Raw genomic sequence first — 24,181 nt, forward strand, 5'->3', positions numbered from 1 at the left:
ACGCGGCAACGATCAGACAGGTGGATCGAATACCAGAATAACTGCTTAACTTGTACTGGTACACGTGCGGGCCTATTGTAGCGGCTCGCGCGCTGGCAGGGCAGCGGGCGTCCCACAATACGTTGCACGGGGCCGGATCGCGCGCGGGAGCGCCGGGTTCGGCCGGCTGCATCAAGAAAAGGAGCGAACGATGAAACACCACGACCAGGTCGCCGACGCATTCGGCACGACGGCCGCCGCCTATCTGACGAGCACGGTTCATGCGACGGGCGCCGACCTGCAGGCGCTCGCCGACGCGGTGAGTGCGACGCCCGATGCGGCGGTGCTCGACCTCGGTTGCGGCGCCGGCCACGCGAGCTTCGCGGTCGCGCCGCACGTGCGCGACGTGGTCGCGTACGATCTCGCCGCGCCGATGCTCGCGACCGTCGACGCGGCCGCACGCGAGCGCGGGCTCGCGAATATCCGCACGCAGCAGGGCCCGGCCGAACGGCTGCCGTTCGACACAGCGACGTTCGACTGGGTCGTGAGCCGGATGAGCGCGCACCACTGGCACGACATGCGCGCGGCGCTCGCCGAGGTGCGTCGCGTGCTGAAGCCGGGCGGCCGCGTGTTGATGATCGACATCGCCGGCAACGATCATCCGCTCCTCGATACGTACCTGCAGGCCGCGGAAGTGCTGCGCGACGCGTCGCACGTGCGCGACTATCGCGCGGACGAATGGCTCGCGATGTTTCGCGCAGCCGGTTTCGATGCGCAGGTGCACAGCCGCTGGCGGTTGCCGATCGATTTCGACACGTGGGTCGCGCGCATCCGCACGCCGGCCGACAGCGTCGCCGGCATTCGCGCGCTGTGGGCGCATGCGCCGGACGAGGTGCGCGGCTATTACGCGGTGCAGCCCGACGGTTCGTTCGAGCACGATGCGTTGCTGATCGACGCGCACTGAGCGTGCGGCGCGCGCCGCGCCGTTTCTCGTCGCATGAAAAAAGCCGCGATACGCATGGGCGCGTATCGCGGCTTTCGTTGTCCCGGGCGGCGCGGAATGCACCCGCGCCGCGCGCGGATCAGCCGGTGTTGCGCAGGCCGGCCGCGATCCCGTTGATCGTCAGGTGAATCCCGCGGCGCAGCCGCGCGTTCGTGTCGCCCGCGCGGTGACGCTTGATCAGCTCGACCTGCAGGTGGTTCAACGGATCGAGATACGGGAAGCGGTTCTTGATCGAGCGCGCGAGCAGCGGGTTGGTCGCGAGGCGGCTTTCGTGCCCGGTGATTTCCGCGAGCGCCTGCGACGTGCGCTCCCATTCCGCGACGATCCGCTCGAACACGTGCTTGCGCAGCTTGCGGTCGGGCACGAGTTGCGCATAGCGCGACGCGACCGCGAGATCGGTCTTTGCGAGCACCATGTCCATGTTCGACAGCAGGTTCGAGAAGAACGGCCAGGTCTTGTTCATCTTCTTGAGCAGCGCGACGCGTTTCGCGCGTTCGGCGTCGTCGGGCGCGCCGTCGAGATACGCGCTCACCGCGCTGCCGAAGCCGTACCAGCCGGTCAGCAGCAGCCGGCACTGACCCCACGAGAAGCCCCACGGAATCGCGCGCAGATCCTCGATCTTGCGCTGCTTCGGATCCTGCAGCTTGCGCGACGCGGGGCGGCTGCCGATGTTCAGCTCGGCGATCTCGGTAATCGGCGTCGACGCGAAGAAGTAGTCGGTGAAGCCCGGGGTTTCGTAGACGAGCGCGCGATACGCGGCCATCGCCGAGTCGGACAGCGTCTGCATCGCGGCTTCGAACGCGGGCAGTTGCGCCGGTGCGTTCGACTGCGGCAGCAGCGACGCCTCGAGCGTCGCGGCGACGACCGTCTCGAGGTTGCGCCGGCCGATCGACGGGTTCGAGAACTTGCTCGCGATCACCTCGCCCTGTTCGGTCAGGCGGATCTGGCCGTTCACGGTGCCGGGCGGCTGCGACAGGATCGCCTGGTAGGTCGGGCCGCCCCCGCGGCCGACCGTGCCGCCGCGGCCGTGGAACAGTCGCAGCGTGATCTTGCGCTCGCGGAACAGGTCGACGAGCGCGAGTTCCGCGCGATACAGCTCCCAGTTCGACGTGAGGAAGCCGCCGTCCTTGTTGCTGTCGGAGTAGCCGAGCATCACTTCCTGTTCGGCGCCCTGGTGCGCGATCAATGCGTCGATGCCCGGCAGCGCGAAGTATTCGCGCATGATGCGCGACGCGTCGCGCAGGTCGGGGATCGTCTCGAACAGCGGGATCACCATCAGGCTGTTGCGCGCGTCGCCGCCCGGTACGCCGAGCGTGCCTTCGAGCAGGCCCGTCTCCTTCTGCAGCAGCAGTACTTCGACGAGGTCGCTGACGGTTTCCGTGTGCGAAATGATGTAGTTGCGCACCGCGCGCGCGCCGAATTGCGCGCGGACCTCGCGCGCCTTCTCGAACACGCCGAGCTCGCTCTGCGCGAGCGCCGAGTATTCGAGGTACGGCGAGCGCAGCGGGCGCGGATCGGCGAGCGCGGCGAGCAGCACGCGCAGCTTGTCTTCCTCGGCGAGCGCCGCATAGTCGGCCTCGACGCCCGCGCGCGCGAACAGCTCGGCGACCACCGCCTCGTGGATGTCGGAACTCTGGCGCAGGTCGATGCTCGCCAGATGGAAGCCGAATACTTCGGCCGCGCGTACGAGCGGCGCGAGGCGCGGCGCGGCGAGCGACGTGCCGTGGTGTTCGTCGAGCGACGCGGTCAGCACCTTCAGATCGGCGACGAACGCTTCGGAATCCTCGTACGGAATCGCGCGCACCGGCGGCGCGCCGCGGCCCGCGCTGCGCACGGGCACCGTGCCTTCGCCGACGCGCACGCGCGCGCTCGCGGCGAGCCGCGTGTAGATGCCGATCAGCGCGCGGCGATACGGTTCGTCGACGCGGTGCGGCGACTGGTCGGGCGACGCTGCCGCGAGCGCCTTCACCGCGTCGTTGGCGCCGACCAGCAGGTTCGACACCGACAGCTCGGCGCCGAGCTTGTGCACCTGTTCCAGATAGTGTTCGAGGATCACCGCGGCCTGGCGGTTGATCGCCTCGTCGAGCGTCGACGCGGTCACGTTCGGGTTGCCGTCGCGGTCGCCGCCGATCCAGCTGCCCATCTGGAAGAACGCGGGCACGCGGGCCGACAGGCCGTGCTCGGCGAGCGCGGCCTCGATGTCGCCGTACAGCGCGGGCAGCTCGTCGAGGAAGGTCGCGCGGTAGTACGACAGCGCGTTCTCGATTTCGTCGCCGACCGTGAGGCGCGAGTCGCGCAGCATGCGCGTCTGCCACAGCGCGGTCACGCGCGCGCGCAGCATCGCTTCGTTGTACTGGCGCTCGCGCGCGGTCAGTTCCTGGTCGCGCTCGGCGAGCAGGCGCGCGATGTCGTGTTGCGCGTCGAGGATGCTCTTGCGCTGCACTTCGGTCGGGTGCGCGGTCAGCACCGGCACGATCAGCGCATCGTCGAAGAAGCGTTGCAGCAGGCGCTTCGACGCGTTGCCGGTGGTTTTCAATTGATCGAGCGCGTACGCGACCGTGCCGGGCTGCGGCGCGGAGCCGGCCAGCGCGTGGATGCGGCGGCGGCGGTTGTGATGGCGGTCTTCCGCGATGTTCGCGAGGTGCGAGAAATAGCTGAACGCGCGCACGACGCTCACCGTCTGCTCCGGCGTCAGCTTGCGCAGCTTCTTCTCGAGCGTCTGCGCGGCTTCGCTGTCGTCCTCGCGGCGGAACTTGACCGCGGTCTGGCGGATCGCCTCGACCACGTCGAACACGGTATCGCCTTCCTGTTCGCGCACGACGTCGCCGAGCAGGCGGCCGAGGAAGCGGATGTCTTCGAACAGCGGGCGGTCCTTGTCGTCGCGCGCGCGGGTGCCGGCCTTCGTCGCGACGGCCTGGCGGGCGGCTGCGCCGGCGGCCTTCGGCGCCGTTTTTGTCTGACGTATCGGGTCTTTCGGTTTCGTTGCCGTGGGTTTCGTTGCCGTTTTCGCACGGCCGTTCGCGGCAGTGGCGAGCGTGCCCGTCGGGGCGTCGGAGGAGGGCAAGGCAGCATTGCGGCGCGCCGTACGCGCCGATCCGGAAGACTTCACGATGGGTTTCCTTGGGAAAGCTCGAGTCAAAAGGAACTGCGGAAACTGCGGAAACTGCGGAAACTGCGGTCAAGCAACCAGCTACGTGCGGCACATCCGCACAACGGCGCCGCGACCCGCACGGAAGCAGGCCGGGCGCAGGCTCCGGGCTCGGGCCGCCGGGGCGTGCGTGCTACCATTGTTCGGTCTTCAATCCCGTCCTTCGATGTTCCAGCAATGAATTCCGAGACCCCCGCGGCCGGGCCGCAACAGGCACGGCCGCCCGCGACGTTGACGATCGCTTCGCGCGAGAGCCGCCTGGCGATGTGGCAAGCCGAACATGTGCGTGATGCGCTGCGCAAATTATATCCAGCTTGTGACGTGAAAATCCTCGGGATGACGACGCGCGGCGATCAGATTCTCGATCGCACGCTGTCGAAGGTCGGCGGCAAGGGCCTGTTCGTGAAGGAACTGGAGAGCGCGCTGGCCGACGGCCGCGCCGATCTCGCGGTGCACTCGCTGAAGGACGTGCCGATGGCGCTGCCCGACGGCTTCTCGCTCGCCGCGATCATGGAACGCGAGGACCCGCGCGATGCGTTCGTGTCGAACGACTACGCGTCGCTCGATGCGTTGCCGGCCGGCGCGGTCGTCGGCACGTCGAGCCTGCGTCGCGAAGCGATGCTGCGTTCGCGTTATCCGCATCTCGAGGTCCTGCCGCTGCGCGGCAACCTCGACACGCGTCTCGCGAAACTCGACCGCGGCGACTACGCGGCGATCATCCTTGCGGCGGCGGGGCTGAAACGCCTCGGTCTCGAAGCGCGGATCCGCACGCTGCTCGACGTCGAGGCCAGCCCGCCCGCAGCCGGCCAGGGCGCGCTCGGCATCGAGATCGCCGCGCACCGCGACGACGTCGCCGCGTGGCTCGCGCCGCTGCACGACCCGCAGACCGCGCTCGCGGTCGAGGCCGAGCGGATGGTGTCGCGCGCGCTCGGCGGCAGTTGCGAGGTGCCGCTCGCCGCGCACGCGGTGTGGCGAGCGGGCGAGCTGTACCTGACGGGCCGCGTGTCGACCACCGACGGCAAGCGCGTGCTGACGGCCGAGGAGTGCGGGGCCGTCGTGACCGTCGCCGATGCGCTCGCGCTCGGCCGCGCGGTATCCGACGAGCTCGAGGCGCAAGGCGCGCTCGACATCGTCCAGGCGCTGCTCGCGGGCTCGCAGGCCGCGGGCAAGGGCGACGCCTGATGGCGGGCGGCGCGCGCGCGTTCACCGCTGTCCTGACGCGTCCGGACGGCCAGTCCGACGCGCTTGCGTCGCAACTGGCCGATGCCGGTTGCGACGTGCTCGAATTCCCGCTGATCGACATCGCGCCGGTCGACGATCCGGCGCCGCTCGACGCCGCGTTCGCGGCGCTGGCCGACTACGCGCTGGTGATTTTCGTGTCGCCGAACGCGATCGATCGCGCGCTCGCGCGGTACGGCGCGATCTGGCCGAACGCGCTGCCGGTCGGCGTGGTCGGGCCCGGCAGCGTCGCGGCGCTCGAGCGTCACGGCATCGCGGCGCCCGCGCATCGCGTGATCGCGCCGCAGCCCCCGCACGACGGCGGCGTGCCCCATTACGATTCGGAAAGCCTGTTCGCGAGCATCGAGGCCGCGTTCGGCGGCGCGCAGGCGCTGGCGGGCAAGCGCGTGCTGATCGTGCGCGGCGACGGCGGACGCGAATGGCTTGCCGACCGCCTGCGCGAGGCCGGTGCGGACGTCACGCTCGTCGCCGCGTACCGGCGCGTCGTGCCGGAGCCGCGCGTCGGCGCGTGGGAGCGCGTGCACGCGCTGCTCGACGGCCAGCCGCACGCGTGGCTGATCACGAGCTCGGAAGGCGTGCGCAATCTGCACGAGCTCGCGCGCGTCCACCTGAACGACGCCGAGATCGACGCGCTGAAGCATGCGCCGCTCGTGACGCCGCACCCGCGGATCGAGCAGACCGCGCGCGCATTGGGTTTTGATAGGATTACGCTGACCGGCGCGGGCGATGAGCGCATCGTCCGCGCGTTTCGAACGATGGCCGACGAGGCCGTCCAACCGGCGACAGCCGCACCGGTGACTAAACGCATGACAGATACCAACGATTCCAAAAGCGTCGCTTCCCAGCCGGCCGCTGCATCCGCACCGCCGTCCAGCCCTCCTTATCTCGCGCCCGAGCCGCGTGCGCGCCGCGGCGGCAGCGCGGTGCTGTGGTTCGTCGTCGTCGTGCTCGGCTGCGCGGCGGGTGTCGGCGGCTACGCACTGAACCGCAAGATCGATCGGCTCGACGGTACGTTCGTCGCGCGCCAGAAGGCGCTCGACGCGCAAGCGGCCGAAACGCGGATGAAGACCGAGCAGGCGCTCGCCGGCACGCACCAGGTCGACACGCAGCTCGCGCAGCTCGACGGCAAGCTCGCCGATGCGCAGAGCGCGCAGCAGGCGCTGCAGCAGCAATACCAGGACCTGTCGCGCAACCGCGATGCGTGGATGCTCGAGGAAGTCGACCAGATGCTGTCGAGCGCGAGCCAGCAGCTTCAGCTGACCGGCAACACGCAGCTCGCGCTGATCGCGCTGCAGAACGCCGACGCGCGTCTCGCGACGTCGCAGAGCGCACAGGCCGTCACGGTGCGCAAGGCGCTCGCGCAGGACATCGAGAAGCTGAAGGCCGCGCCGGCAGCCGATCTCACCGGCCTTGCGATCAAGCTCGACGATGCGATCGGCAAGATCGACGCGCTGCCGCTGTCGGGCGAGGCGATCGTGCCGCACGCGGCGCCGAAGGCCGCGCCGGCCGACGCCGCTTCGTCGATCGCTGCCGGCGAGCCGCGCTGGAAGGTGTGGTGGCACGACTTCTCGGCCGGTCTCGGTCAGCAACTGAAGGGCCTCGTGCAGGTGCGCCGGATCGACCACGCGGATGCGATGCTCGCGTCGCCCGACCAGGGTTACTTCGTGCGCGAGAACGTGAAGTTGCGTCTGCTCACCGCGCGGCTGTCGCTGCTGGCGCGCAACGACAGCGCGATGAAGGCCGACCTGCACGCCGCCCAGGCGTCGCTCGGCAAGTATTTCGATCAGGCGTCGAAGGACACGCAGACCGTCGAGGATCTGCTCAAGCAGGTTGACGGCGCATCGCTGACCGTCGCGGTGCCGAACCTGAACACGAGCCTGAACGCCGTTCAGCAGTTCAAGAGCCGGGGGTAACGATGACGCTTCGAGGAATCGTCTGGCTCGCGGTCCTGTTCGCGCTCGCCGCCGCGCTCGCCACCGTCGGCCGTTTCGACGCGGGGCAGGTGCTGCTCGTCTATCCGCCGTACCGGGTCGACGTGTCGCTGAATCTGTTCGTGATCGCCATCGTCGTGCTGTTCATCGTCGTGTACGCGCTGCTGCGCATCGTGCGCAACATCTGGCGCATGCCGCAGCGGGTCGCCGCCTATCGCGCGCGTTCGCGCAACGAGAAGGCGCAGGCGTCGCTGCGCGATGCGATCGCGAACCTGTACGCGGGCCGCTTCTCGCGTGCGGAGAAGGCCGCGCGCGAAGCGCTGTCGGTCGACGCGAACCTGGGCGCCGCGAGCCTCGTCGCGGCCACCGCCGCGCATCGGATGCACGAGTACACGCGCCGCGACGACTGGTTGTCGAAGATCGACGCGCCCGAATGGCAGGATGCACGGCTGCTTGCCGCCGCCGACATGCGCGCGGATGCCCGCGATGCCGACGGTGCGCTCGCCGCGCTGGCCGACATGCAGGCCGGCGGCAAGCGGATCCACGCGCAGCAGGTCGCGTTGCGTGCGCAGCAGCAACTGAAGAACTGGGCCGAGGTGCTGAAGCTTGCGAAGGCGCTCGAAAAGCGCGAGGCGCTGCATCCGGCCGCAGCCGTGCGGCTGCGCCAGCAGGCGGCGGAAAACCTGCTGCGCGAACGCCGGCACGACCCGGACGCGCTGCTCGAAGTGTGGCAGTCGCTGTCGCCGGTCGAGCGCCAGTCGCCGCGTCTGGCCGATCTCGCGGCCGAGTTGCTCGTGCCGCTCGAGCGCCGCAACGAAGCGCGCCGCATCGTCGAGGACGCGCTCGCGCACAACTGGGATGCGCGCCTGCTGCGCCGTTATCCGGACACGGCCGGCGCCGATGCGCTGCCGCTGATCCAGAAGGCCGAAGGCTGGAAGAAGGATCATCCGGAAGATGCCGACCTGCTGTTCGCACTCGGCCGTCTCTGCCAGCAGCAGCAGTTGTGGGGCAAGGCGCAGTCGTTCCTCGAATCGGCGCTGAAGCTGGCCGACAACGAGGCGCTGAAGGTGCGGGCGCATCGTGCGCTCGCCCGTCTGTTCGAGCATCTCGGCGAAACCGACAAGGCCGCGAAGCACTACCGCGAAAGCGCGCTCGCGATCACCGTGGTGTGACGCGGTGCCGCGGTAAAAGCCCCGAACGCCGATCGGCCTTCGGGGCTTTTTTCGTTCGTCGCGAGGCCGTGCGGACGTATGGCGGCGTCATCCGGTCGGCGAAGCATCCGGCCGGCGCGGTCTTGCCCGTCCGGAATCGAAAACGCCCCGGCGGCCGGGCAGTGCCGGGCGTCGGGGCGTTTCGTGGGGGCGGCCGTCGACCGGCGTGTTCGGTGCTTGGTGCTCGGCGCGTCCGGCGCGCCTTTACGCGCCGCGCGTCACTTGTCGACGAGCCGCTTCGGCACCGACAGCGCGAGCAGCCCGCCGAGCACGAGGAACCCGGCCAGCATGTACATGCCCGCATCGTTGGCACCCGTCGCCTGCTTGAGCCAGCCCATCAGGTACGGGCTCAGGAAGCCGGCGAGGTTGCCGATCGAGTTGATCATCGCGATGCCGGCCGCGGCGGCCGTGCCGCCGAGGAACGCGGTCGGCAGGCTCCAGAACAGCGGCAGCGTCGTCAGGATGCCGATCGTCGCGAGCGTGAGGCCGAGCATCGCGAGCGCAGTCTGGTGCGCCCAGATCACCGACAGCACGAGGCCGAGCGCGCCGATCGCGGCCGGAATCGCGAGGTGCCAGCGGCGTTCGCGGCGCTTGTCCGCGCTGCGCGCGATCAGGATCATCGCGACCACCGCAGCCGCATACGGAATCGCCGACAGCAGGCCGATCACGATCGTATCGGTCACGCCCGTCGCCTTGATGATCGTCGGCAGCCAGAAGCCGACGCCGTAGAGCCCCATCACGAACGAGAAATAGATCAGCGCCATCAGCCACACGCGCGGGCTCGACATCACCGCGCCGAGCGGCAGGTCTTCCTTGGTGGCTTCCTCGGCGTCGACGTTGCGGGCGAGCAGCGCCTTTTCTTCATCGGTCAGCCACGTCGCCTTCGCGATCCGCTCGTCGAGCGTGAAGAACACGAGCACGCCGGCGAGCACCGACGGAATGCCTTCGAGCAGGAACAGCCATTGCCAGCCGTGCCAGCCGCTCACGCCGTCGAACGCCTTCAGGATGAAGCCCGAGATCGGCCCGCCGATCACGCCGGACAGCGCGACGGCCGTCATGAAGAACGTCGTCATCCGGCCGCGCCGGTGCGCGGGATACCAGTAGGTGAGGTAGAGGATCACGCCGGGAAAGAAGCCCGCTTCGGCGACGCCGAGCAGGAAGCGCATCACGTAGAACATCGCGGGCGTCGTGACGAACATCGTCAGGATCGAGATCACGCCCCACGTCGCCATGATGCGGGCGATCCAGACGCGTGCGCCGACGCGGTGCAGGATGATGTTGCTCGGCACCTCGAACAGGAAATAGCCGAAGAAGAAGATCCCGGCGCCGAGCCCGTACACGGTATCGCTCAGGTTCAGGTCGCTCGCCATCTGCAGCTTCGCGAACCCGACGTTCACGCGGTCGAGATACGCGACCACGTAGCACAGCAGCAGGAGCGGCACGAGTCGCCACGACACCTTGCGGTAGGTTGCTTCCTCGAATGCGCCGGACGAGCCCGGCAGCGACTGCGTCGATGTTGCCATGTTGTCTCCTGTCGATCAGAGTGGGCGCTCGAGCGGTTATCCGGATCCCGTGCGCCACCGTCGTTGTAGTTGGCCGGCGCAGACGCAGCGGCGCGTCCAAGCCGGTTTCGTGCGAAGCAAGACGGAATAACCGTGATGCCCGGTACGGCTAGATGCAACGCCCGCCGTCGACTTCGAGGCAGACGCCCGTGATGAATTCGGCTTCGTCGGACGCAAGGTACAGCGCGGCGTTCGCGATGTCCTGCGGCGTCGAGAAGCGGCCGAGCGGGATCGTCGCGAGGAAGCGGCGGCGATTTTCCGGGGTGTCCTCGCAGCCCATGAATTCCGTCATCAACGCGGTTTCGCCGAGTACCGGGTTGATGCAGTTCACGCGGATGCGGTCGGCGCCGAGCTCGGCCGCGAGCGACTTGCTCGCGGTGATCATCGCGCCCTTCGTGCTGTTGTACCAGACGAGGCCCGGGCGCGGCCGCACGCCGGCCGTCGACGCGACGTTCACGAGCACGCCGCCGCCCTGTGCGCGGAAGTACGGCACGAAGGTCTGCACGCACCAGAACAGGCTCTTCATGTTGACCGCGTACACGCGGTCGAATTCGGCTTCCGTCACGTCGAGCACGGGCTTGTTGCGGTGCGTGGTGCCGGCGTTGTTCACGACGATCTGCACCGCATGGAAATCGTCGAGCGCCGCCTGCAGCAGCGCGCGCCAGTCGTCCTCTTTCGATACGTCGCCGGCCGCCGCGATCGCCTTGCCGCCCGCGAGCGCGATCTCGCTCGCGACGCGCTCGGCCGCCGCGCCGTTCAGGTCGTTGACGACGACGTTCGCGCCTTCGCGCGCATACGTCTTCGCGATGCCTTCGCCGAACCCCGAGCCGCCGCCCGTGACGATGGCCGTCTTGCCGCTCAACCGCATGGTGTGTCTCCTTATATCTTCGATTTGCTTCGAACTTCAGTTGTGGCCGCCGTGAGGCGGGCTGCCTGACCGGTTGGCGGCCATGGCACAGCGTGTGTCTCCTGCGAGCCATCGAGCTCGAATCGCAGCTGTGCTGGTCATGAGAGTCGTCGTGCGTCGGCAGGCGGCCGGGCGCTGCCTGCCGGCTGTCGCGCGCCGTGCGTTCAGCCGTGCCGGATCGCGATCGTCTTGAGCGCGGTGAAGCCGTAAAGCGCCTCGAAACCTTTCTCGCGGCCGTGGCCCGAATGGCCGACGCCGCCGAACGGCAACTCGACGCCGCCGCCCGCGCCATAGTTGTTGATGAACACCTGGCCCGCGCGCAGGCGCCGCGCAAGCCGCATCTGGCGTGCGCCGTCGCGTGTCCAGATGCCCGCGACGAGGCCGTACGGCGTGCCGTTCGCGAGCGCGACGGCTTCGTCCTCGTCGACGAAACGCATCGCCGCGAGCACGGGGCCGAACACTTCCTCCTGCGCGAGCCGATGCGACGGCGGCACGTCGCGCAACAGCGCGGGCGCCTGGTAGAAGCCGCTTTCGGGCGCGTCGGCGACGACCTGCCCGTGCGCGGCCATCGGAATGCCGTCGTGCTGCGCGTCGGACAGGAAATCCCACACGCGTTGCTGCTGCTTCGCGTTGATCAGCGGGCCGCAGTCGAGATCGGCGCGGCTCGGGCCGACGCGCAGCCCGTTGAACGCGGTGGCGAGGCGCTCGACGAGCGGCTCGTACACCGCGCGCTCGATCAGCACGCGGCTGCCGGCCGAGCAGGTTTGCCCGCCGTTCTGCACGATCGCGGACACGAGTACGGGCAGCGCCGCGTCGAGATCGGCATCGGCGAACACGATCTGCGGCGACTTGCCGCCGAGTTCGAGCGTGACCGGCACGTGGTTCTCGGCCGCCATCTGCGTGACCAGCTTGCCGGTGGCTGGGGAGCCCGTAAACGAGATGTGGTCGATGCCCGGATGGCGTGCGAGCGCGGCGCCCGCTTCATGGCCGTAGCCGGTGACGACGTTGAGCGCGCCGGCCGGCAGCCCGGCTTCGGCGGCCAGCTCGGCGACGCGCAGCACGGACAGGCACGCGTCCTCGGCCGGCTTGACCACGCAGGCGTTGCCGGCTGCGAGCGCCGCGCCGACGCTGCGCCCGAAGATCTGCATCGGGTAGTTCCACGGCACGATATGGCCCGTGACGCCGTGCGGCTCGCGCACCGTCAGCACCGTGTATCCGGCCTGATAGGGGAGGGTTTCGCCATGCAGCTTGTCGGCGGCGCCCGCGTAGAACTCGAAGTAGCGCGCGAGCGCGGCTGCATCGGCGCGCGCCTGCTTCAGCGGCTTGCCGGTGTCGCGCGCCTCGATCGCGGCGAGTTCGTCGAGATGGTCGGCCACGCGAGCCGACAGCCGCATCAGCACGCGGCCGCGTTCGGCGGCGCTCGCGGCGCCCCACGGGCCTGCGAATGCGTCGCGCGCCGCGGCGACCGCGCGTTCGATGTCGGGCGCCGTGCCGCGCGCGATCGTCGCGAACGGCTGGCCGTCGGACGGATCGATGACCGCGATGGTTTCCAGTTGCGCGGGCAACGTCCATTCGCCCGCGATGAAGTGCTTCGCCTCTTCCATGCCTGCTCCTGTCGACCCAAGTTAGCGCTTTAGCGCTTACTTGGGTCCCATGCATCGCGGTCGACCCAAGTTAGCGCATTAGCGCTTACTTGGGTCCCATGCAACGCGGTCGACTCAAGTTAGCGCTTTAGCGCTTGGTTGGGCGTCATGCAACGCGGTCGACCCGAACTGGCGCTGTGGCGCTTGCCCGGATCCCGTGCTTTATCGTCGACGTGCAACGCCGCCGGTTCGACGGCCGGACATCCGGAACGATTATCGCGCCGATCGTCATCCGGACGCCACCGGTCGATTGGCTATAATGGCGCATTCCTTTTGGGGGACGCCCGTGGCGGTGCATCGGCCAAGGCGCCCTGTCCCGAATTCCCATCGACCTACAGAGAGTGCTCATGAGCTTCAATCATGTTCCGGCCGGCAAGGACCTGCCGCAAGATTTCAACGTGATCATCGAGATTCCCGCGCAAAGCGATCCGGTGAAGTACGAGGCGGACAAGGAACTGGGCCTTCTCGTCGTCGACCGCTTCATCGGCACGGGCATGCGCTATCCGGTGAACTACGGCTACATCCCGCAGACGCTGTCGGGCGACGGCGATCCGGTCGACGTGCTGGTGATCACGCCGTTCCCGCTGCTGGCCGGCTCGATCGTGCGTTCGCGCGTGCTCGGCATGCTGCAGATGACGGACGAATCGGGCGTCGACGCGAAGCTGATCGCGGTGCCGCACGACAAGATCTGCCCGATGACGGCGAACCTGAAGACGATCGACGACGTGCCCGAGTACCTGAAGGACCAGATCAAGCACTTCTTCGAGCAATACAAGGCGCTCGAGAAGGGCAAGTGGGTGAAGGTCGAAGGCTGGGCCGGCATCGAAGCCGCGCACAAGGAAATCGCCGACGGCGCCGCGAACTACAAGAAGTAAGCGGCGTGCCGGCCGACGGCCGGCGCGTACGGAACGAACCGCGCGTGTCTCTTCAGGAGACCGCGCGGTTTTGTTTTGCGCGCACGGTTTTCCTGCGGGTGGACGGGGAGACGGGCGGCAGTGGGGTGGCCGGTGCCGGCTTCGCGCGTTTCGCGCGCGGCGGGGCAACGGCTGGAGCGATCGCCGCGGCGGCTTTCGTGGCCGCCGGTCGGCGCCGGCCCGATGCGCAAGCGGCGTCTTCGCGTACGTTCGCGGCCGCTGCGGCGGCAGCCGGGGCCTTTCTTTTCGACTGCGTGGACGAGGGCGAGCGTGCCTTTTTTACCGGTGTGCCACGCGACGCGGTCTTTTTTGCGGCGGCATCGCCGTCGGTTTTTGCATGTTTCGCGTCCGGCGCGGCTTTATTTGCCTTCGTCGACTTCGACGCTTGTTTGCCCTTCGCAGGCTTCGCGGCCGTTGCGGATCCGGCACGTTTCCCGGTTTTCGCCCTTTTCGCGGTGGCCGCCTCCGTTGCGGCCGTCTTCTGCGCATCGTCGACGTTTTCCGCCTTCCTTTTCTTCCGCCCGCGCCCCATCGCGTTCGTCCCGGCCGTGTCGCCGCTTTCGTCGAGCGCGATCGCCGCCGGCAACACCGATTCCAGCGTCCGCAAACCGGCCGCCAGCTCGCGCTTTTTCGCGGGCGTGAGCCGCTTCACCCAGTATTCGGCGCGCGACGCGCTCGACCGGTCGGGCAGCGGAAACGACGCGAGCACCGCGCGCGGCTTGCGCGAGCGCGTGTAGCGCGCGCCCTTGCCGGACGCGTGTTCGTCGAAGCGCGCGGCGACATCGGTCGTGATGCCCGTGTAGACGCTGTCGTCGGCGCATTCGATCAGATACAGGAACCAGGACATGGCAGAGCGGCGGAATGCGAAGCCGCCAGTGTCTCAGAAAAAATGCGCATCAACGCCACCGGTCGCCATGCCCGTCGCGAAAGCGGCTCGGCGCCGCACCGAGTTCGCGCGTGAAGAAGCGCGTGAACGCGCTCGTCGAACGGAAGCCGACGCGCACGCCGATCTCGCCGATCGGCAACCGCGTGTTGAGCAGCAGGTCGCGTGCCTCGCCGAGCCGCGCCTGCGCGACGAGCGCGTGAAAACCGACCGCTTCGCGATGCAGGCGCCGGCGCAACGTCCAGCGCGACATCGCGAAGCGCGTGCATACGTGCTGCATCAGCGTATCGGTCGGCACGTCGGTGTCGTCGGACGTGCGCAGCCAGTCGCGCACGCATTGCTCGACCGACGCGCCGAACGTCGAACGTGCGCGCACGCGCTCGCGTGCGGCGTCGGCCGCATGACGCTGGATGCCGGCGAGCGGCGCGTTGTAGCGCTCGAACGGCGTGTCGAAGTGCGCGGAGCGCAGCACGATGCGGTTGTGCGCGGCATCGAACGACACCGGTGCGCCGAGCATGTCGCGCAACGCGGCAACGGGCGCGAACGCGCGGCCGGCGAATGCGGCGTCGTCGACGTGCACGTGCGGATCGTACAGGCGCGCGAGCGCCGCGAGGATCGCGAGGTTCGCGAACGCGCTGCCCGCGTGCCGGCCGTTGCCTTCGTTCACGTACTCGAGCGCGATCGCGTCGCCGTTCTCGTGCGCGAATACCCAGTCGACGTTGCCGATCAGCTCGCGATAGTACAGGTAGCCGTGCAGCGCGTCGCGCAGCGTCGCCGCATTGCACGTGATGCCCGCGAGTTCGGGAAACGGCACGAGCCACAGCACGACCTGCGGCGGCGGGCGATGCCACGACAGCGGCCAGCCGCTCGTCAGCTGCATCGCGGCCACGTGCCGGTCGCCCGCGATGCGGCGCGTGTCGTCGGCGAGCTCGGCCGGCCCGATGCCGAGCGTTTCGTAAAGCGGTGCGGGATCGATGCCGTTCGCACGCGCGTCTTCGCACAGCCAGCGGTAGATCCGGACGGATACCGATTTCCGTTGCAACTCCATGTCTGTCTCCCTGTCGTCATGCCGTTCGGGTTTGTCCCCGCTGCGAGAGGTCAACGCATGCTCCTGCCGGTCAAGCGTGGTGACCGGTCGATTTTTAGACTTGGACGCTGGAGTGAGACGACAAGTACTAACAGAACGATTCTGGAGGATCAATGAAAACTTCGCTGTTCCGGTATTCGACGATTGCGTGCGCATGCGCGCTCACGGTGTTGCTCGCATCGTGCGGCGGCGACGACATTCACGCCCCGACCGACCCCGACGCGGCAGCCGACCAGCGCGCGGCGGCCCTCGTCGCGCAACTGACGACCGACGAAAAGCTGCAGCTCGTGCATGGCACCGGCATGCCGGCGCTCGGCCTGGGCGGCCCGTTTCCGGCCGATGCGCTGAACGGCGCGAGCTATATCCCGGGCGTGCCGCGGCTCGGCATTCCGGCGGTCAGCAGCGCCGATTCGGCGGGCGGCGTGAACGTGAAGAACGCACGCGTCACCGCGCTGCCCGCGCCGGTCGCGCTTGCGGCGACGTGGGACCCGGCGCTCGCGGGCGCCTACGGCACGCGCATCGCGCTCGAGCTGCGTGCGCTCGGTTTCGCGGAGGGGCTCGGCGGGGGCGTGAACCTCGCGCGCGAGCCGCGCAACGGCCGCACCTTCGAATACATGGGCGAGGATCCGGTGCTCGCGGGCACGCTGAGCGCCGCGCGCACGCAGGCCACGCAGGCGCAGAAGGTGATCGCGACGATCAAGCATTTCGCGTTCAACGACCAGGAAACCAACCGGATGACGGTCGATTCGGTCGTCGACGAGCGAACCATGCGCGAGGCGGAACTGCTCGCGTTCGAGATCGGCGTGAAGGACGGCCAGCCGGGCAACGTGATGTGCTCGTACAACAAGCTGAACGGCGTATATGCGTGCGAGAACCCGTATTTGCTGACGACGGTGCTGAAGAACGAGTGGGGTTTCAAGGGCGTCGTGCAGTCCGACTGGGGCGCGACGCACTCGACGGTCGCGGCCGTGCAGGCCGGGCTGGACGAAGAGCAGCCGGGCGCGGCCGACGACGGCAACGCGCCGCTCGGCTCGTACTTCAATTCGAAGCTGCGCGCGGCGCTGCAGGCCGGCAGCGTGTCGGTCGCGCGGCTGAACGACATGGTGCAGCGCAAGCTGCGCACGCTGATCCGTATCGGCGTGATGGACGCGCCGCCGAAGCCGGGCGGCGCGATCGACGAAGCCGCCGGCAATGCCGATGCGCTCGCGATCGCACGGCAGGCGGCGGTGCTGCTGAAGAACGCGGCCGCGCCGGGCGACACGCAGCCGGTGCTGCCGCTCGCCGCCGGTGCGCTCAAGTCGGTCGTCGTGATTGGCGGCCATGCGGACGCGGGCGTGCTGTCGGGCGGCGGCTCCGGGGCGGTGCCGGCGATCGACGGCAACGCGGTGACGTCCTGCCAACAACCGGCCGACATGCTGTTCGGCGGCTGCGCGACCTGGTACAAGTCCGCGCCGCTCGCGGCGATTCGCGCGAAGGCGCCGAGCGCGTCGGTCAGCTATCTCGACGGCACCGACGCGAATGCCGCGGCGAGCGCGGCCGCACAGGCCGATGTCGCGATCGTGTTCGCCACGCAGTGGCAGACGGAAGGGCTCGACCTTGCGAGCCTGTCGCTGCCCGATGCGAAGGCGGACCCGTACAACCAGCAATACGACCAGAACGCACTGATCGCCGCGGTCGCCGCGAAGGCCAGGCGCGTGATCGTCGTGCTCGAGAACGGCAGCCCGGTGCTGATGCCGTGGCTCGCGAACGTGCATGGCGTGCTGGACGTGTGGTATCCGGGCGCGCAAGGCGGCCAGGCGATCGCCGATCTGCTGTTCGGCGACGCGAATCCGTCGGGCCGGCTGCCGCTGACGTTCCCGAAGCAGGAGGCCGATCTGCCGCAGCCGACGATCGATCCGTCGAACCTGCAGAACGTTTATGCGGAAGGGCTCGCGTACGGCTATCGCTGGTTCGACGCGAAGGCGATCGAGCCGCTGTTCCCGTTCGGCTACGGGCTGTCGTACACGACGTATGCGTTGTCGGCGATGTCCGCGCAGGCCGACGCCGCCGGCAACGTGACGGTCGGCGTGACGGTGACGAATACCGGGGCGCGCGCCGGTACGCATACGGTGCAGATCTACGCGGCGCTGCCCGCGTCGCTCGGCGAGCCGCCGAAGCGGCTCGTCGGCTGGACCAAGGTCGCGCTGCAGCCGGGCGAGGCGCGCACGGTCAGCGTCGCGGTGCCGGCGCAGCGCTTCGCGGTGTGGGATGCGAGCGCGCACGCATGGCGGATCGGCGCGGGCAGCTACGGGCTGTCGGCGGCCGCGTCGTCGCGCGACCCGCAGGCGCTGTCGCAGACGGTGACGCTCGCCGCGCACTGAGCCGGCGGCGGCCGTGCGGCATGCGGCGAGCCCATGCGTGGCTTCGCCGCATGCCGGTGCGCGGGATGACGCTAGCCGGCGCCGCGCCGAAACGGATCGTGCTCGCGCAGTTCGTCGACGTACGCGTGGATATGCTCGGTCTCGCGTTCGAGAAAGCGCGCGACCGCGTCGGAAAAAGCCGGATGCGCGAGCCAGTGCGCGGAGTGCGTGACGGTCGGCAGGAAACCGCGAGCGAGCTTGTGCTCGCCCTGCGCGCCGCCCTCGAACGTGTCGAGCCCGGCCTCGATGCAGAACTCGAGCAACTGGTAGTAGGCCGTTTCGAAATGCAGGCAGGGCACGTGCTCGATCGCCCCCCAGTAGCGGCCGTACAGCGTGCCGCCGCCGCGTTCGCCGCGCCGGTACACGGCGAGCGCGCTCGCGATCGGCCGGCCGTCGGCTTCCGCGATCACGAGCAGCAGGTTCTCCGGCATCGTCGCGCCGATCGTGCGGAAGAAGTCGAGGTTCAGGTACGGGCTCGAATAGTGCTCGCGGTAGGTCTGTCGATAGCAGCGCGAGAAGAAGCGCCAGTCGGCGTCGGTGATTCGATCGCCGGTGAGCCGCCGGAAGGTCACGCCCGCGTCGTGCACCTTGCGCCGCTCCGCGCGGATGTTCTTGCGCTTCTTCTGCTCGAGCGTGCCGAGGAAATCGTCGAAGTGGCGGTAGCCGTCGTTGAGCCAGTGGAACTGCACGCCTTCGCGCAGCATCATGCCCATCGATTCGAGGAGCCGCGCTTCGTCGCCGGTCGGGAACAGCACGTGCAGCGACGACACGTCGCTCTGCTCGGCGAACGCGAGCAGCGTGGCCGCGAGCCGGCGGCGCGCGTCGTCGTCGGCCGCGAGCAGCCGCGTGCCCTGCACCGGTGTGAACGGCACCGCGCACAGCAGCTTCGGGTAATAGGGCAGGTCGTTGCGCTGGTACGCGTCGGCCCACGCCCAGTCGAACACGTATTCGCCGTACGAATGCTGTTTCGCATAGACGGGGGCGGCGGCCGCGAGGCGGCCGGTGCGCGGGTCGGTCAGCGTGACGAAGTGCGGCGACCAGCCGGTGTCGTCCACCGCGCAGCGCGCGACGTGCAGTGCGTCGAGGAATTCGTGGCGCAGGAACGGCGTGGGCTGCGCGTCGCGCGCGAGCAGCGCGTTCCATTCGTCGGCCGGCACCTCGGCGGGGGACGACAGGATGCCCGTGCGATAATCGATGCGTTCGTGTTTCAAGCGTGAATCCGTACCGTTGGATGTTGCCGGGTGCGGGCCGCCATGGCCCGCGCCCGGGTCGATTTCGTCAGCCGTTCAAGGCGCGCCGCCGGGTTGCGCCGATCCCGCCATGAAGACCCGACTCGCTCTCGCCCAGATCAACGCCACCGTCGGCGATTTCGCCGGCAACGTCGCGCGCATCGTCGCGGCCGCGCGTGCCGCGCACAACGATGGTGCGCAATTGATGGTCGCACCCGAACTCGTGCTGTCCGGCTATCCGCCCGAAGACCTGCTGCTGCGGCCCGCGTTCTACGCGGCGGCGGCCGCCGCGCTCGACGCGCTCGCCGACGCACTGAAGGCGTTCGACGGGCTCGCGGTGCTGGTCGGCCATCCGTTGCGGGGGCCGGGCGGCGGTGCGGGCAGCGCGTCAGCCGTCGATGGTAATGCAAACCGCCCGATCGAGCGCGGCGTGCCGCCCACCGACACCTTCAACGCGGTGTCGCTGATCGTCGGCGGCGAGATCGTCGGCACCTACCGCAAGCAGGATCTGCCGAACGCCGAGGTGTTCGACGAGAAGCGCTATTTCGCGACCGACACCGAGCCGCTCGTGTTCGAGCTGAACGGCGTGAAATACGGCGTGATCATCTGCGAGGACGCGTGGCATGCGTCGGCCGCGCAGATCGCGAAGGCGGCCGGCGCGCAGGTGCTGCTGATCCCGAACGGCTCGCCGTATCACATGAACAAGGAAGCGGTGCGCATCGACATCCTGCGCGCGCGGATTCGCGAGACCGGGCTGCCGATGGTGTACGTGAACCTCGTCGGCGGCCAGGACGAACTCGTGTTCGACGGCGGTTCGTTCGTGCTCGACGCGCAGGGTGCGCTCGTCGCGAGGATGCCGCAGTTCGACGAAGGGCACGCGATCGTCGAATTCGACGGCGCCCGGCCGCTGCCTGGTGTGATCGCGCCCGAGCTGTCGACTCACGCGCAGGTGTATCGCGCGCTCGTCACCGGCGTGCGCGACTACATCGGCAAGAACGGCTTTCCCGGCGTGTTGATCGGGCTGTCGGGCGGCGTCGATTCGGCGCTGGTGCTGGCCGTCGCGTGCGATGCGCTCGGGCCCGAGCGCGTGCGCGCGGTGATGATGCCGTCGCGCTTCACGGCCGACATCTCGACGACGGACGCGGCGGAGATGGCGCGGCGCGTCGGCGTGCGCTACGACGAGATCGCGATCGCGCCGATGTTCGATGCCTTCCGCGCCGCGCTCGCGGGCGAGTTCGCGGGCCGCGCGGAAGATGCGACGGAGGAGAACATCCAGGCACGCATCCGCGGCACGCTGCTGATGGCGCTGTCGAACAAGTTCGGCTCGATCGTGCTGACGACCGGCAACAAGAGCGAGATGGCGGTCGGCTACTGCACGCTGTACGGCGACATGGCCGGCGGTTTCGCGGTGATCAAGGACATCGCGAAGACGCTCGTGTGCCGGCTGTGCCGCTATCGCAACGAAACGGCCGATTACGGGCTGCGCGACGTGATTCCCGAACGGATCCTGACGCGCGCGCCGTCGGCCGAGTTGCGCGAGAACCAGACCGACCAGGATAGCCTGCCGCCGTACGACGTGCTCGACGCGATCATGCGGATGTACATGGAAGAGGACCGGCCGCTCGCCGAGATCGTCGCGGCCGGCTACGCGCGGGCCGACGTCGAGCGTGTGACGCGGCTCATCAAGATCAACGAATACAAGCGCCGCCAGGCGCCGATCGGCATCCGCGTCACGCATCGCGCATTCGGGCGCGACTGGCGCTACCCGATTACATCACGCTTTACCGAACGGCTCGATTGAGCGATGCTGGGCCGGATGCGGCCCGCCGGCTTACAATCGGGAACGCGATTTTTCATCCAAACGAGCATTGAGGGACACCCATCATGAAACGCATCACCGCCATCATCAAGCCGTTCAAGCTGGACGAAGTCCGCGAAGCGCTCGCCGAAGTGGGTCTCACGGGCCTGACCGTGACGGAAGTGAAGGGCTTCGGTCGCCAGAAGGGCCATACGGAGCTGTATCGCGGCGCCGAATACGTCGTCGACTTCCTGCCGAAGATGAAGATCGAGGTGGTCGTCGCCGAAGCGCAGGTCGATCAGGTGATCGACGCGGTGATCGGTGCGGCGCGCACCGGCAAGATCGGCGACGGCAAGATCTTCGTGTCGGACGTCGAGCGCGTGATCCGCATTCGCACCGGCGAGGAGAACGAAGCGGCCGTCTGAGCGCCGCGTTCGCGCCGTTCGGTCACGCGCGGCCGCTTCGGCCGAGCGCGCGCCGCGGTCGCACGAACCCGCCGCCCAAGAAAAAACGGTGCGGATACCCGGTTGGGTACCGCACCGATACGCGCCTCTCGCAGCAGCGTGGAAAGTGTTGTCGAATCGTTCTTTGACGGCGTCTGATCAGAACAGGTGCTGGATGCCGGCGTAGACGCCGGTCTGGCTGCCGCCCGGATTCGGGTTGCCCGTCGACACGGCCGTACCGGCGCCGTTCGCGTTCAGGCCGAAGTTCGCGTTCTTGCTGTTGCGCACCGTCGCGACCTGCAGGTCGAACAGCGTGCGCTTCGAGATGTTGTACGAGCCGCCGACCGTGTAGATGTTCGCGTTGCCGCCGCCGTGGTTCGCATTCACGTGATACACGGCTGCGATCAGCGCCGCTGCCGGCGTTGCTTGCCACGTCACGCCGCCCCACACCTGTTGCGTACCCGTCACGCCGGCGTTCACTGCCGGGCCACCGCTGCCGTCGGCGCGCGATGCCTGGTAGGCCGCCTGAACCTTGAACTGGCCGAGGAACACGTTCACGCCCGCGAAGTATTCACGCGAGTAGTTGAACACGTCCGAGAAGCGGCCGTTGCTGTCGCGCGTTTCGTCGTAGATGCCGCGCAACTGGAACAGCGAGTTCGTGTAGGTGACCTGCGCGCCCATTGCACGGCCCGGTTGGCCGGCCGTCGTGTTGCCGTTGAAGCTGGTCGAGTTCGAGAACGAGAACTGGCCGTAGAAGTCGAGGCCGTAGAGCGACGGCGACTGGTACGACACGTTGTTGCTGGTCTTGTTCCAGTTACGGCCGCGCACCAGCGAGGCCGTCGACCATGCCGACTGGCCGAACGGGTCGAAGTCCCACACGCCGTTGGCGATCGCGAGTTCGCGACCCAACAGCAGCGTACCGTAACGGTCGTTGGAGATACCGACGGTCGCGAAACGATCCCAGATCGAGCCGCTGAAGCCGCCCGTCATCGTGTTGAACGCGCCTTCGAGGTGGAACAGGATCTTGTTGCCGCCGCCGATGTCTTCGCTGCCCTTCAAGCCCCACAGGCTCGTGCCCCAGTCGCCGCTTTCCGCGCGCACTTGGTGGCCGTTCTGCAGGCCGTTCATGTACTCGATGCCTGCATCCAGGCGGCCATACAGCGTGACGCTGCTCTGCGCGTGCGCCGTCACCACCCCAGCAGCCATCAGCGCGGCCGCGACCAAAGCTTTCTTCATCATCTCCTCCATACCCTGTCAAAAAGTCAACCCAGACTGCACGAGATGCCCGGAGCGCGAGCGCCGGGCAAAAGCGGGATAACCAGGGAGACCTCGTGCAGGGCCGGTAAGCGCAGCACGCGGGCAAGCAGACGGAAAACCGTTGAGCGGTCCCGCGCAGCCGGGTCGGCCTGCGGGGTCTCCTTGTTGTGTCGTGAAGCTAAACTACATTTCACGAACTTCGTTTTGCTACTTTGGTTACTAATTTAGCAAAAATACAATTTTGTGGCGACGGAAATCGTTGTTTGACTAACCGCTGTCGCCAAATTGCCATGCAACACGCTGCGCAACAGGGGGCGCAAGGGTGCTCGATTGCCGGAAAACCCTTGTCCCACAAGGGAGACATGGATTCCGCGGGCATGGGTCAAGGATTGCCACTATTGACGTTGCCGAGGCGCCGGCGTAAGCGCGAAAGTCGCGAAATTGGTAAGTATTTCGTAATGATTCGGGCGATTGCCGCCATCGTCGATCGACGCCTGAAACGCCCGTCGTGCAACGCGCCGCGCTTAGCCTGGGCCCGGTCGCGCGTCGAGCAACTGGGCGCGAATCCAGCGATGCGCATCGGTGCGCGCGTGCTTCGCATGCGAGTAGACCTTCACCGTGTAGCGCGGGATCTCGAATGGCGCGGGGAAGATGCGGATCGGCGCCGCGTGGCGCAGCGCCTGCGCGGCGCGGTTCGGCACGGTCATCAGGAGTGCCGACTCCGCGATCACGAACGGCGCGGCGAGCACGGTCGGCAACTGCACGGCCACATGGCGCGAGAGGCCGAGCCGGTCGAGCACGTGATCGACGACGCCGCGCGCTTCGTTCCACGGCGTGACGACCACGTGGCGGGCCGCCAGATACTGGTCGAGCGTCAGCCGCCGACGGACGTCAGGATGCGTGGCGCTCGCGATCACGACATAGTCGTCGGAGAACCAGTCGAAATCCTCGATGCCGGGCGCGTCGGCCGCCGATTCCTCGTGGTAGCCGAGCGCGAAGTCGATGCGGCCGGCCGCGAGCTCGTCGACGGAAATCTTGCGGTCCGAATGGACGACGCGGATCCGCAGGTGCGGCGCCACGTGCTGGATGTGGGCCAGAAACGCAGGCAGCACCGCGAACGCCGTGTAGTCGGTCGCGGCGAACACGAACGTACGGTCGCTTTGCGCGGGATCGAAGCGGCGCGCGCGGGCGAGCCCCTTCGACATCGCGTCGAGTGCGTCGCCGGCCCACGTGGCGATGTCGTCGGCGCGTACGGTCGGCTGCATCTCGTTGCCGAGGCGCACGAACAGCGCATCGCCGATCGCGTCGCGCAGCCGGGCGAGCGCATGGCTCAACGCCGACGGGCTCAGCGCGAGCTCATGCGCGGCCGCCGCGACCGACCGGTGGCGATACAACGCGTCGAACACGAGCAACAGGTTCAGGTCGAGGCGGCGCAGGTCGGGATGCATCATGTTCATGTCCGGATGAAGAAACTGCACTTTCTGCAGTAGCGCCGTGAACGTAGCATGTCGATCTCACCGGCGCCAGATGCGAGAGCGCCGGCGCCGT

Annotated in this window: 17 protein-coding genes; 8 read left to right on the plus strand and 9 right to left on the minus strand. The window is 68.3% G+C overall.

The annotated features are described in order from the left end of the window. Window positions 1-190 precede the first annotated feature (190 nt). Window positions 191-943, plus strand: coding sequence for a class I SAM-dependent methyltransferase (locus WS61_RS26335; RefSeq protein WP_059504832.1), 753 nt, complete (start codon window positions 191-193; stop codon window positions 941-943). A 118-nt stretch (window positions 944-1,061) separates the two neighbouring features. Here the strand turns inward: WS61_RS26335 and ppc are convergent, their stop codons facing one another. Then, on the minus strand, window positions 1,062-4,091 hold the full coding sequence (gene ppc, locus WS61_RS26340) for a phosphoenolpyruvate carboxylase (protein WP_059504834.1): 3,030 nt from the start codon (window positions 4,089-4,091) through the stop codon (window positions 1,062-1,064). A 216-nt stretch (window positions 4,092-4,307) separates the two neighbouring features. On the opposite strand from ppc, the gene hemC reads away from it, so the two are divergent. Genes hemC through WS61_RS26355 form a run of 3 tightly spaced genes read left to right on the plus strand, consistent with a single transcriptional unit; the run spans window position 4,308 to window position 8,472 of the window. Then, window positions 4,308-5,312: a hydroxymethylbilane synthase gene (hemC, locus tag WS61_RS26345; RefSeq protein ID WP_059504836.1), complete on the plus strand. Its 1,005-nt coding sequence runs from the start codon at window positions 4,308-4,310 to the stop codon at window positions 5,310-5,312. Next, window positions 5,312-7,282 carry a fused uroporphyrinogen-III synthase HemD/membrane protein HemX gene (hemDX, locus tag WS61_RS26350; protein WP_059504838.1) on the plus strand — a complete coding sequence of 657 codons (1,971 nt, stop codon included), beginning with the start codon at window positions 5,312-5,314 and terminating at the stop codon, window positions 7,280-7,282. Before hemC ends, hemDX begins: the two co-directional genes overlap by 1 nt. A 2-nt stretch (window positions 7,283-7,284) precedes the next feature. Then, window positions 7,285-8,472, plus strand: a complete 1,188-nt coding sequence (locus tag WS61_RS26355; protein WP_059504839.1) for a heme biosynthesis protein HemY — start codon at window positions 7,285-7,287, stop codon at window positions 8,470-8,472. A 257-nt stretch (window positions 8,473-8,729) separates the two neighbouring features. On the opposite strand, the gene WS61_RS26360 is transcribed toward WS61_RS26355, so the two are convergent. The 3 genes from WS61_RS26360 to WS61_RS26370 form a co-directional block, all read right to left on the minus strand. Continuing rightward, a complete protein-coding gene (locus WS61_RS26360) occupies window positions 8,730-10,034 on the minus strand; it encodes an MFS transporter (protein ID WP_034208110.1) in 1,305 nt (434 codons plus the stop codon). Window positions 10,035-10,182: 148 nt separating this feature from the next. Continuing rightward, window positions 10,183-10,941, minus strand: a complete 759-nt coding sequence (locus WS61_RS26365; protein ID WP_059504841.1) for an SDR family oxidoreductase — start codon at window positions 10,939-10,941, stop codon at window positions 10,183-10,185. Between the two features lie 203 nt (window positions 10,942-11,144). After that, window positions 11,145-12,584: an aldehyde dehydrogenase family protein gene (locus WS61_RS26370; protein ID WP_059504843.1), complete on the minus strand. Its 1,440-nt coding sequence runs from the start codon at window positions 12,582-12,584 to the stop codon at window positions 11,145-11,147. 386 nt (window positions 12,585-12,970) lie between these two features. Between WS61_RS26370 and ppa the strand changes: the two genes are divergently transcribed. Continuing rightward, complete coding sequence (gene ppa, locus WS61_RS26375; protein ID WP_059504845.1) at window positions 12,971-13,498, plus strand: inorganic diphosphatase; 528 nt, start codon at window positions 12,971-12,973, stop codon at window positions 13,496-13,498. A 52-nt stretch (window positions 13,499-13,550) separates the two neighbouring features. Here the strand turns inward: ppa and WS61_RS26380 are convergent, their stop codons facing one another. Together WS61_RS26380 and WS61_RS26385 are read right to left on the minus strand one after the other, a co-directional pair. Beyond that, window positions 13,551-14,384: a GIY-YIG nuclease family protein gene (locus WS61_RS26380; RefSeq protein WP_059504848.1), complete on the minus strand. Its 834-nt coding sequence runs from the start codon at window positions 14,382-14,384 to the stop codon at window positions 13,551-13,553. A 49-nt stretch (window positions 14,385-14,433) separates the two neighbouring features. Next, window positions 14,434-15,468, minus strand: a complete 1,035-nt coding sequence (locus tag WS61_RS26385; protein WP_059504849.1) for an AraC family transcriptional regulator — start codon at window positions 15,466-15,468, stop codon at window positions 14,434-14,436. A 152-nt stretch (window positions 15,469-15,620) separates the two neighbouring features. Between WS61_RS26385 and WS61_RS26390 the strand changes: the two genes are divergently transcribed. Further along, the gene (locus tag WS61_RS26390; RefSeq protein WP_059504852.1) at window positions 15,621-17,867 is read left to right on the plus strand and encodes a glycoside hydrolase family 3 C-terminal domain-containing protein; all 2,247 of its coding nucleotides are present in this window, start codon (window positions 15,621-15,623) and stop codon (window positions 17,865-17,867) included. Window positions 17,868-17,938: 71 nt separating this feature from the next. Here the strand turns inward: WS61_RS26390 and WS61_RS26395 are convergent, their stop codons facing one another. Further along, window positions 17,939-19,117 (minus strand): GNAT family N-acetyltransferase, encoded by a 1,179-nt coding sequence (locus WS61_RS26395; RefSeq protein WP_059504855.1) that lies wholly within the window; start codon window positions 19,115-19,117, stop codon window positions 17,939-17,941. Window positions 19,118-19,226: 109 nt separating this feature from the next. Between WS61_RS26395 and WS61_RS26400 the strand changes: the two genes are divergently transcribed. After that, window positions 19,227-20,936: an NAD+ synthase gene (locus WS61_RS26400; protein ID WP_059504862.1), complete on the plus strand. Its 1,710-nt coding sequence runs from the start codon at window positions 19,227-19,229 to the stop codon at window positions 20,934-20,936. Between the two features lie 83 nt (window positions 20,937-21,019). After that, window positions 21,020-21,358: a P-II family nitrogen regulator gene (locus tag WS61_RS26405; protein WP_006398637.1), complete on the plus strand. Its 339-nt coding sequence runs from the start codon at window positions 21,020-21,022 to the stop codon at window positions 21,356-21,358. Between the two features lie 177 nt (window positions 21,359-21,535). Here the strand turns inward: WS61_RS26405 and WS61_RS26410 are convergent, their stop codons facing one another. Beyond that, window positions 21,536-22,615 (minus strand): porin, encoded by a 1,080-nt coding sequence (locus tag WS61_RS26410; RefSeq protein WP_059504892.1) that lies wholly within the window; start codon window positions 22,613-22,615, stop codon window positions 21,536-21,538. Between the two features lie 542 nt (window positions 22,616-23,157). Next, window positions 23,158-24,084 (minus strand): LysR family transcriptional regulator, encoded by a 927-nt coding sequence (locus WS61_RS26415; RefSeq protein WP_059504893.1) that lies wholly within the window; start codon window positions 24,082-24,084, stop codon window positions 23,158-23,160. Window positions 24,085-24,181: the final 97 nt, after the last annotated feature.

The sequence above is a fragment of the Burkholderia sp. ABCPW 11 genome (genome assembly GCF_001523445.1).
In the GTDB taxonomy this organism is placed as follows: domain Bacteria; phylum Pseudomonadota; class Gammaproteobacteria; order Burkholderiales; family Burkholderiaceae; genus Burkholderia.

Coding starts and splice junctions, on each gene's coding strand:
- WS61_RS26410 (WP_059504892.1), bottom strand. CDS start 22,615: ATGATGAAGAAAGCTTTGGTCGCGGCCGCGCTGATGGCTGCTGGGGTG.
- WS61_RS26385 (WP_059504849.1), bottom strand. CDS start 15,468: ATGGAGTTGCAACGGAAATCGGTATCCGTCCGGATCTACCGCTGGCTG.
- WS61_RS26365 (WP_059504841.1), bottom strand. CDS start 10,941: ATGCGGTTGAGCGGCAAGACGGCCATCGTCACGGGCGGCGGCTCGGGG.
- WS61_RS26415 (WP_059504893.1), bottom strand. CDS start 24,084: ATGATGCATCCCGACCTGCGCCGCCTCGACCTGAACCTGTTGCTCGTG.
- WS61_RS26370 (WP_059504843.1), bottom strand. CDS start 12,584: ATGGAAGAGGCGAAGCACTTCATCGCGGGCGAATGGACGTTGCCCGCG.
- WS61_RS26400 (WP_059504862.1), top strand. CDS start 19,227: ATGAAGACCCGACTCGCTCTCGCCCAGATCAACGCCACCGTCGGCGAT.
- WS61_RS26335 (WP_059504832.1), top strand. CDS start 191: ATGAAACACCACGACCAGGTCGCCGACGCATTCGGCACGACGGCCGCC.
- WS61_RS26390 (WP_059504852.1), top strand. CDS start 15,621: ATGAAAACTTCGCTGTTCCGGTATTCGACGATTGCGTGCGCATGCGCG.
- WS61_RS26380 (WP_059504848.1), bottom strand. CDS start 14,384: ATGTCCTGGTTCCTGTATCTGATCGAATGCGCCGACGACAGCGTCTAC.
- hemC (WP_059504836.1), top strand. CDS start 4,308: ATGAATTCCGAGACCCCCGCGGCCGGGCCGCAACAGGCACGGCCGCCC.
- hemDX (WP_059504838.1), top strand. CDS start 5,312: ATGGCGGGCGGCGCGCGCGCGTTCACCGCTGTCCTGACGCGTCCGGAC.
- WS61_RS26360 (WP_034208110.1), bottom strand. CDS start 10,034: ATGGCAACATCGACGCAGTCGCTGCCGGGCTCGTCCGGCGCATTCGAG.
- WS61_RS26405 (WP_006398637.1), top strand. CDS start 21,020: ATGAAACGCATCACCGCCATCATCAAGCCGTTCAAGCTGGACGAAGTC.
- WS61_RS26355 (WP_059504839.1), top strand. CDS start 7,285: ATGACGCTTCGAGGAATCGTCTGGCTCGCGGTCCTGTTCGCGCTCGCC.
- ppa (WP_059504845.1), top strand. CDS start 12,971: ATGAGCTTCAATCATGTTCCGGCCGGCAAGGACCTGCCGCAAGATTTC.